This window comes from Alcanivorax sp. HI0044 (assembly GCF_001634945.1).
Genome location: NZ_LWEZ01001207.1, coordinates 1 through 7838, shown reverse-complemented (window position 1 = coordinate 7838; position 7838 = coordinate 1). Strand labels below are relative to the sequence as shown.

The following is a 7838-nucleotide window of genomic DNA, read 5'->3' as shown; positions in this document are numbered from 1 at the left end:
GTTCCAGTAGAAGAACCATCCCCGTCCAGGTCCACACCCGGCTCATCAATTAAGGCCAGTGTCGCCGGCGTGTACATGGTGGTCGCATCCGCCGGGATGTTCTGGCTCGCACCCGTACTGTCTTGGTAGCTATCAGTAGACGCTAACAAGCCATTCACCGAATTGATTTCCACAAAGGTGGCATTGGCTGGCACGGCATCGAAGATATTTACATTCTGCGCCGCACTGCCACCATTGTTCTTCACCGTCAAGGTGTAGGTAATGGTGTTGTTAGAGGTATTGACAGATGCAGACTTGGTGGTTACCAGCACCGCATCGGTGGTCACCGTCACCTGATCGGTGTTGGTGTCGTTACCGTCTGCGCCGTTAACACCGTCAGAGTTATAGTCGCCAATATCGGCGTTGCTGCCGATATCCTGTACCAAGCCACCGTCATTGGCGTCGAAGCTGCCATCGCCCCGGGTCGAACGCACCAGCAAGGTGCCTTCGATGGTGGCGCCCGCTGCGGTTCCGGATGGAACCGGCACGGCCAGGATCAGCTCGACCTGGTCACCCGCGTCAACGCTCACAGACGTGGCGGCGCTTTCACCGGCATCAGGCTGACCATTGCCGTTGGCGTCGATAAACACCTGATAGCTACCCGCTGCGCCGGCACCATTCAGCCCGTCCAGGGTGAAGGTGTCGGTGGCATTACCGGTGTTTTTCAGGGTGTGGCTGAAGTAAACGGTTTCACCCGGCGCACCGGATTTCTTGCCGTCATTTTCCAACGTACCCGCATAGACTTCTGCAACGGTCACTACCGCTTCATTGGACTGTGCGGAGTAGCTGTTGCCGTTGGCATCTTCATAGGTAACGGTTGCCTTGTTCTTGATGTCCGTCCCTGCGTCAGTCAGCGCCCATGCTTGCCCTGCGGCAAACAGTAGACCCCCAGACACAAGGGATGCGGCCATTTTCGAAGACAACACGCCCTTGTTGAAGGCATGTTTCATGGCTTCATTCCTTTAATGGATTGTGTTTTGGATTACCCTCGGTTTCGAAAGCCTTGCGAGAGCGGCCCCTCGTTATTCACGAGCGGTCCGCCCCTCCCCATGCGGCCGATCGCTGACGATCAAGCCGCTCGCACAAGACTTCCCGGGATCTTTCGATCCCCCGTCTGTTTCTCCCGGTGCTACTGCACCGTTACCCGATAGCGATATTGCTGCACCTGGTCAGGCTGCAGGCTGCCTTTCGGCTGCCAACGCACCTGGGTGTAGTCGCTGGGAGAAACCTCGACGTTCTTGGACTGGCCATTTTCGCCAGTGACTGTTTTGGTTACCGGCTCAGCCTGAAAGCTGTCGCCGTTATCAATGCTGACGGTGAAATCGGCGCTCACCTGGGTGGCAGCACTGTCTTTGAGATAAACCGTGTTGGTAGGGATTGGGCCGGTGATTACCAGGCCGGAAAGCGGCTGATCGCTATTATTGGTGTAGGTAAGACGGTATTCGACAATATCTCCAGGGCTGGCCTGCTCAGCTTCAACAACAACTTCCTTGCCGTTTTCGTGAGTGACCAGGTAGGAGTCCATCTGACTGGACAAGGGTGCATCCGCCCACACAGCGGCAGACATCAGCACAGCCAAAGCCGAAATGATCCGTTTTTTCATGAATAAATCCCCGATACATCCAGGGCTTCGCCCTGATTTTACCTATACACCGACACAATGCGGCATACCCCAGTATGCAAAAAAAATCAAAAGCCCGAGTCACACACGCTCAGATAAGAATTAAATATTATGTGACCCAGCGCGCATTTTGCACATAAATCAGTCAATGTGTGTGAACAGAATGTAAAAAATACACAAAAAGAACACATTCAGCGCGAATCTCTCGCCTCATCTCTTTAAAAACAACAACTTACCGGGATCCCATCACTCCCGCCCACAAAAAAACCGCCAGAGGCGGTTTTTTTGTGCTTCAGCGAACGAGGACATCAAGGCCTGCCTTTCGCCCCGTTCAGGTAGCGGAAGAAATCACTGTCCGGTTCCAGAATCAGCACATCCTCGGGCTGATCGAAACTCTCCGAGTAAGCACGCAGGCTACGGTAGAAGCGGAAGAATTCCTTGTCCTGATTGTAGGCCTCAGCGTAAATCGCGGCCGCTTCCGCATCCCCTTCACCGCGGGAGCTTTGCGCCTTGCGATATGCCTGGGCCAATGTCTCGGTGCGCTGACGGTCTGCAGAGGCACGGATTTTTTCTGCCTCCTCACGGCCCTGGGAACGGTGTGCGGCCGCGTCTCGCTGACGTTCCGCCCGCATCCGGTCAAACACCCGGCCACGGACCTGATCCGGCCAGTCCACCTGCTTGACGCGAATATCCACCACTTCGATACCCAGATCTTCCAGGGTGGATTTGTTCACCTCATCACGCACCTGGTCCATCAACGCTTCACGCTGATCGTTGGCCACGCTGGGCACCGGAGAATCAGAATCGCTATCCGTTTTAGCTGCCTTGGCCTCACGGAGCACGGATTCATCCAGCTGGTCGGTTGGCACTTCCACCGTTTCACCGGTGGCAGGGTCACGGATAATCGCCTTGTCACCTTCCACTTTTTCCACGTCGCTCTCACCGGCCACTACCTGGAACACGGTGCGTGACGCGAATTCGTTACGCAGGCCTTCGTTCACACGGGGATCCAGCAACTCACGGGCTCGACGCTCCATCACCTGGGCATTGGAAGAGCCGCCCCCCACGCTGACGATATAGCGCTGCACGTTGCTGATACGCCAGATCACGAATGCATCCACGTTGAGCAGTTTCTTCTCGGCCGTCAGGAATGACTGGCTGCGCACGTCATAGACCAATGCGCGCCCGTCCACTTTCACCACTTCTTCCACCAGCGGCCATTTGAAATACAGGCCCGGCTCGATGTCAGTCTTGTCGATCCGGCTGAACTGCTTGAGCACCGCCTTTTCTTTCTGGTTAACGATGAAAAAGGAATCCAGCGCCAACAATGCCAGCACACCCAGAGCCAGCAGCGCCATCCATCCACGATTATTCATTAGCGCAGCTCCTGGTTTCGGTTGTTGTACAGGCTGCGACCGGTATTGCGGCCACTGCCACCATCATCTGCGCCGGCACTCGAGGTCGAGCCGGAAGACGTCGCGCTCTGGCTCGGCACCTTGACCTTGCCGTCCTGGTTATTCATCAACTTGTCCAGCGGGAGGTAAATCAGGCTATCACCCTTGTTCACGTCCACCAGTACCTTACTGGTGTTGCTGAACACCTGGGTCATGGTCTCCAGGTAGAGACGTTCGCGGGTCACATCCGGCGCCTTGCGATACTCGGTGAGCAAGTCGGTAAAGCGATTGGCATCACCCTTCGCTTCATCAATTACTTGCTGCTTGTAGGCAAAGGCCTCTTCTTCAATACGCTGGGCTTCACCACGGGCCTGGGGAATCACCGCATTGCTGTACGCTTCAGCTTCTTTCTTGAAGCGGTCTTCGTCTTCTTTCGCCTTGGATACATCATCAAAGGCATCACGAACCGCATCCGGCGCTTCGGTTTTATCCAGCACCACCTGGCGCAGCACCAGGCCGGTATCGTAACGATTCAGGTAATCATCAAGCCGTTCACGAACCTGTACCCGGATCGCCTCACGGTTATCCTTGAGCACATCATCCATGGAAGATGACCCCACCACATGGCGCAAGGCCGAGCTGGTGGCGTGTTCCAGAATTTCTTCCGGTTGCGCAACTTTCAACAGGAACGGGCGCGGATCGAGCACCTGGTATTGCACCTGCAAGGTCACGCTGACGATGTTGGTGTCCTTGGTGAGCATTTCCTCGGTGATTTCGTAGCGACGGTTCTGCCCCACATCCACCTTCTCGTACTGCTCCAGAATGGGCGCCCGCCAGTTCAGGCCCGGCTCCACGATGCGATCGAACTTACCGAACCGCAGCACCACGGCGCGTTCGCGCTGATCCACCTGGAAAAAGCCCATCAGGCCATAGCCGATAGACACAATGACCAGTGCGATGATCAGTACCGGCCAGGGAGATCCACCGCCGCTACTGCTTCCGCCACCGCCGGACTTGCCGCCTTTGCTGCCGAAAACATTGTTGATCTTGTCTTTCAGGTTTTTCAGGGCTTCATCCAGGTCCGGCGGCCCCTGGTCGCCACCACCACCCCAAGGGTCCTTCGGCTTGTTGCCGCCGGGTTCATTCCACGCCATGTAGATCTCCAGTCCGCCAGAACCAATGGGCTCCAGCCTAATGATGACTCGCGTTTGGCGAGCGTTCTGAATTGTAGGAAGGGGTGTCGTCACCTGCAACCACAGGGGCCGGAATTACCAGCTCTTCCTCTTTTAATCCCTGTTCACGAAGCAGGCGCTCAAAGTGCACCCGATTCACATTGATGCGCAGTAACATGCCGCCATCGGTGGCGGTCTGCTCTTCCAGCACCTCTCCAGCCTCATGCAAGCGTGCACGCAGACGCCCAGCAGATGCCGGCAATCGCACCCAGCAATCCACCCAGCCAGCCGCCAGCCGTTCCGCGATGGCTTCAAACAGCAGATCAAACCCGTCGCCGGTCTGGGCAGAAATCCACACACGCCAGGGCTGGCCATGCTCGTCTCGCTCAATGCGCGGGGCCTGGTCCAGGTTATCGACCTTGTTATAGACATGCAGCACCGGCAGCTTGTCACCACCGATTTCTTCCAGCACTTCATCGACGGCAGCGACATTGCTGTCGCGCTCTTCCGCGCTGCAATCGGTCACATGCAGCAGCAGGGTGGCGTTGACCGTTTCTTCCAGGGTGGCCCGGAATGCCTGCACCAGCCGGTGCGGCAGGTGACGGATAAAGCCCACGGTGTCCGCCAGAATGGCGGGGCCGACGCCCGGCACCTTCACCTTGCGCAGGGTCGGGTCCAGGGTGGCAAACAACTGGTCCGCCACATAGACATCACCAGTAGTAATGGCATTGAACAGGGTGGATTTCCCCGCATTGGTGTAGCCCACCAGGGAAATCAGCGGGGTTTCCGAGCGCTGTCGTGCCCGGCGGCCTTGAGCGCGCTGCTTACGGACCTTGTCCAGGCGCGATTCGATCCCACGAATACGGTCACGTAATAAACGGCGGTCCGTTTCCAGCTGGGTCTCACCCGGGCCACGCAGGCCGATACCGCCTTTTTGGCGCTCCAGGTGGGTCCAGCCCCGCACCAGGCGGGATGACAAATGACGCAACTGCGCCAGCTCAACCTGCAAGCGCCCCTCGTGGGTGCGCGCCCGCTGGGCGAAAATATCGAGAATCAACCCGGTACGATCCAGCACCCGGCATTTCACCACCCGTTCCAGGTTACGTTCCTGGCCCGGGCTCAGTGCATGATTGAACAGCACCACGTCAGCGTTGTACTCGCTCACCATGGCGGCCAACTCGTCGGTTTTGCCGGTGCCGATAAACAGGGCCGGGTCCGGGCGGTCGCGCTTGCCGGTCAACTCGGCCACCGGCTGCACGCCGCTGGAGGTCACCAGGTGATGAAATTCGTCCAGATCCTCACGCCCCATGGCATCGGGCAGCTCCAGATGAACCAGAATCGCCCGCTCACCCGCTTCGGTACGTGTTTGCTCTGTACGATCAAATAATTCCATAAGATCCGGATATGGGGACAGGTGGCCCTAGTTTAAACCAGGATGATGGTGGAAAGGCAGGAAATGCACAGGTTCTTCGTGGATTAGAGTGAACAACACCCTCCTGCCATTTGATTGCTTGTCGTGAACCGCTGACAGCTTGCCGACCGCTCAATGTCGAATGCCTGACGCAGAGACCATACAACCCGAATGGTTATCGCCCCCTTGTCCACGGCACCCAACATGGCTTCCCACAATGGAGCCCGTATTTTCAGGGGCTTCCCAAGAAGCTCAGCGCACAACGCACAGAGCCACCCGAAGGTGGCTCTGTCTGGGGCTTTACAGCGACACCCCATCAGGCGAAGCAGGCAGTGTTACTGATTGCCGTAGCCTTCATCTGCAGCCGGAGCACCCGCAGCACCCGCACCTGCAGCCATGGCCGGATTACCCGTTGCACGAGGGTTACGGGCCGGCACCACGGTAGAAATTGCGTGCTTGTACACCATCTGGCTGACTGCATTTTTCAGCAGCACGACATATTGGTCAAAAGACTCAATCTGCCCCTGCAACTTTATGCCGTTCACCAGGAAAATAGAAACCGGAATACGCTCCTTGCGCAGCGCGTTCAGGAAAGGGTCTTGTAGCGAGTGCCCCTTTGACATGGTAGATCTCCTTGAAATATCAGTAAAAAGTAGCGCCCAACACTTCGGGCAATCAGCGCGATGCAGCAGCGAAACCGTCCCAAACGGCCACTGCCTCCGCCCGGTGCGCCACCGGGCAAATTTTTGTCAACAACCCACACAAAAGGTTCCGGGTCCCGACCCATCCATGGCCGCGACACCATTCCCGAGTAACGTCGCAGACCTATGCAGTCATTGCATTATAAACCAAAACGCATGCTTTCAGGGCTAACTAAACACAGATTTACAGATCTTCGCAAGCTGCCCAAACAGCGCCTTTCGCTGTGACAGATCATTACTGTCGAACCACTGCAGATCCGGCCATTTTCGCAACCAGGTGAACTGGCGTTTGGCCAGCTGGCGGGTGGCGATAATACCCCGCTCCACCATGGTGTCGTAATCATACTGGCCGTCCAGATACTCCCACACCTGGCGATAGCCCACCGCCCGGATGCCCGGCAAGTCCGGATGCAGCTGTGGCTGCTGGCGCAGCCCTTCCACTTCGGCCAGCAAACCGGAGTCCAGCATGGCCCGAAAACGCAAGGCAATCTGCTCATGCAGCCAGGCCCTGTCCTGCGGGGCCAGCGCCATGCTAAGCACCGGATACGGTAATCCGCTGAACTGACTTAAACCATCCCGGTTCTTTATGACAGTTGTATGATGTTCCGCATGAAACGCCGACAACGGCCGACCGGTGAGGCGAAACACTTCCAGCGCCCGCTGCAACCGCTGCCGGTCCGTAGGCTTGAGCCGCGCTGCAGTCACCGGGTCCACCTCGGCCAGCGCCTGATGCACCGCCGGCCAGCCCTGCGCCTCGGCCAGGGCCGCAATCTCCGCCCGCACCCGCAGGTCCGCTTCCGGCAACGGTGCCAGCCCCTCCACCAGGGCCTTGAAATACAGCACCGTGCCGCCCACCAGCAACGGCAATTTGCCGTTGGCGTGGATCTGTTCAATCTGAGCGAGGGCATCAGCGCGAAAATCCGCAGCGGAATAGGGCTCGGTCAGATCACGAAAGCCCAGCAACCGGTGCGGCGCCAATGCCAGTTCTTCTTCAGTGGGGCGGGCCGCACCGATATTCAAGCCCTGATAGACCAGCGCCGAGTCCACATTGATGATTTCGATGGGCAGGGACTGCACCGCCTCGATAGCCAGCGCCGTCTTGCCGGAACAGGTGGGCCCCATGAGAAGAAAAACAGGCTTGATGCCGGATGCCGGACGCCGGACTGAGCCGATTTCACGTTGGGCGTCCGGCGTCTGGCGTCCGACGTTCATCACTGCCCCCGCATAAACAGGCGATCCAGATCCTTGATGCTCATCTGGGTCCAGGTGGGGCGGCCGTGGTTGCACTGGCCGGAGCGCTCTGTGGCCTCCATGTCGCGCAACAGGGCATTCATTTCCGGGATCGTCAGGCGACGATTGGCGCGCACACTGCCGTGGCAGGCCATGGTGGACAGCAGCTCATCCAGCTTCTGGGCAATACGTTCACTACTGCCTTGCGCCAACAAATCCGACAACACATCGCGAACCATGGATTCGCTGTCACCGTTGCGCAGCAAGGCC

The 7838-nt window shown here is 57.8% G+C and carries 6 protein-coding genes and 2 pseudogenes; all 8 read right to left on the bottom strand.

What is annotated here, in order from left to right; genetic code table 11:
* Nucleotides 1-989 (bottom strand): annotated as a pseudogene (locus tag A3730_RS16710) (DUF11 domain-containing protein); the annotation flags it as partial.
* 179 nt (nt 990-1168) lie between these two features.
* Nucleotides 1169-1642, bottom strand: coding sequence for a DUF11 domain-containing protein (locus tag A3730_RS16705; RefSeq protein ID WP_063518607.1), 474 nt, complete (start codon nt 1640-1642; stop codon nt 1169-1171).
* 326 nt (nt 1643-1968) lie between these two features.
* A complete protein-coding gene (gene hflC / locus A3730_RS16700; RefSeq protein ID WP_063520065.1) occupies nt 1969-3036 on the bottom strand; it encodes a protease modulator HflC in 1068 nt (355 codons plus the stop codon).
* Nucleotides 3036-4208 (bottom strand): FtsH protease activity modulator HflK, encoded by a 1173-nt coding sequence (hflK, locus tag A3730_RS16695; protein ID WP_063520064.1) that lies wholly within the window; start codon nt 4206-4208, stop codon nt 3036-3038. Before hflK ends, hflC begins: the two co-directional genes overlap by 1 nt.
* 37 nt (nt 4209-4245) lie before the next feature.
* Entirely contained in the window at nt 4246-5619 is a 1374-nt protein-coding gene (gene hflX, locus A3730_RS16690) for a ribosome rescue GTPase HflX (protein ID WP_063538486.1), read from the bottom strand.
* A gap of 353 nt (nt 5620-5972) precedes the next feature.
* On the bottom strand, nt 5973-6260 hold the full coding sequence (hfq, locus tag A3730_RS16685; protein WP_063519029.1) for an RNA chaperone Hfq: 288 nt from the start codon (nt 6258-6260) through the stop codon (nt 5973-5975).
* 246 nt (nt 6261-6506) lie between these two features.
* Nucleotides 6507-7460, bottom strand: coding sequence for a tRNA (adenosine(37)-N6)-dimethylallyltransferase MiaA (miaA, locus tag A3730_RS16680; RefSeq protein WP_063538487.1), 954 nt, complete (start codon nt 7458-7460; stop codon nt 6507-6509).
* Between the two features lie 89 nt (nt 7461-7549).
* A pseudogene (mutL, locus tag A3730_RS16675) lies at nt 7550-7838 on the bottom strand (DNA mismatch repair protein MutL); the annotation flags it as partial.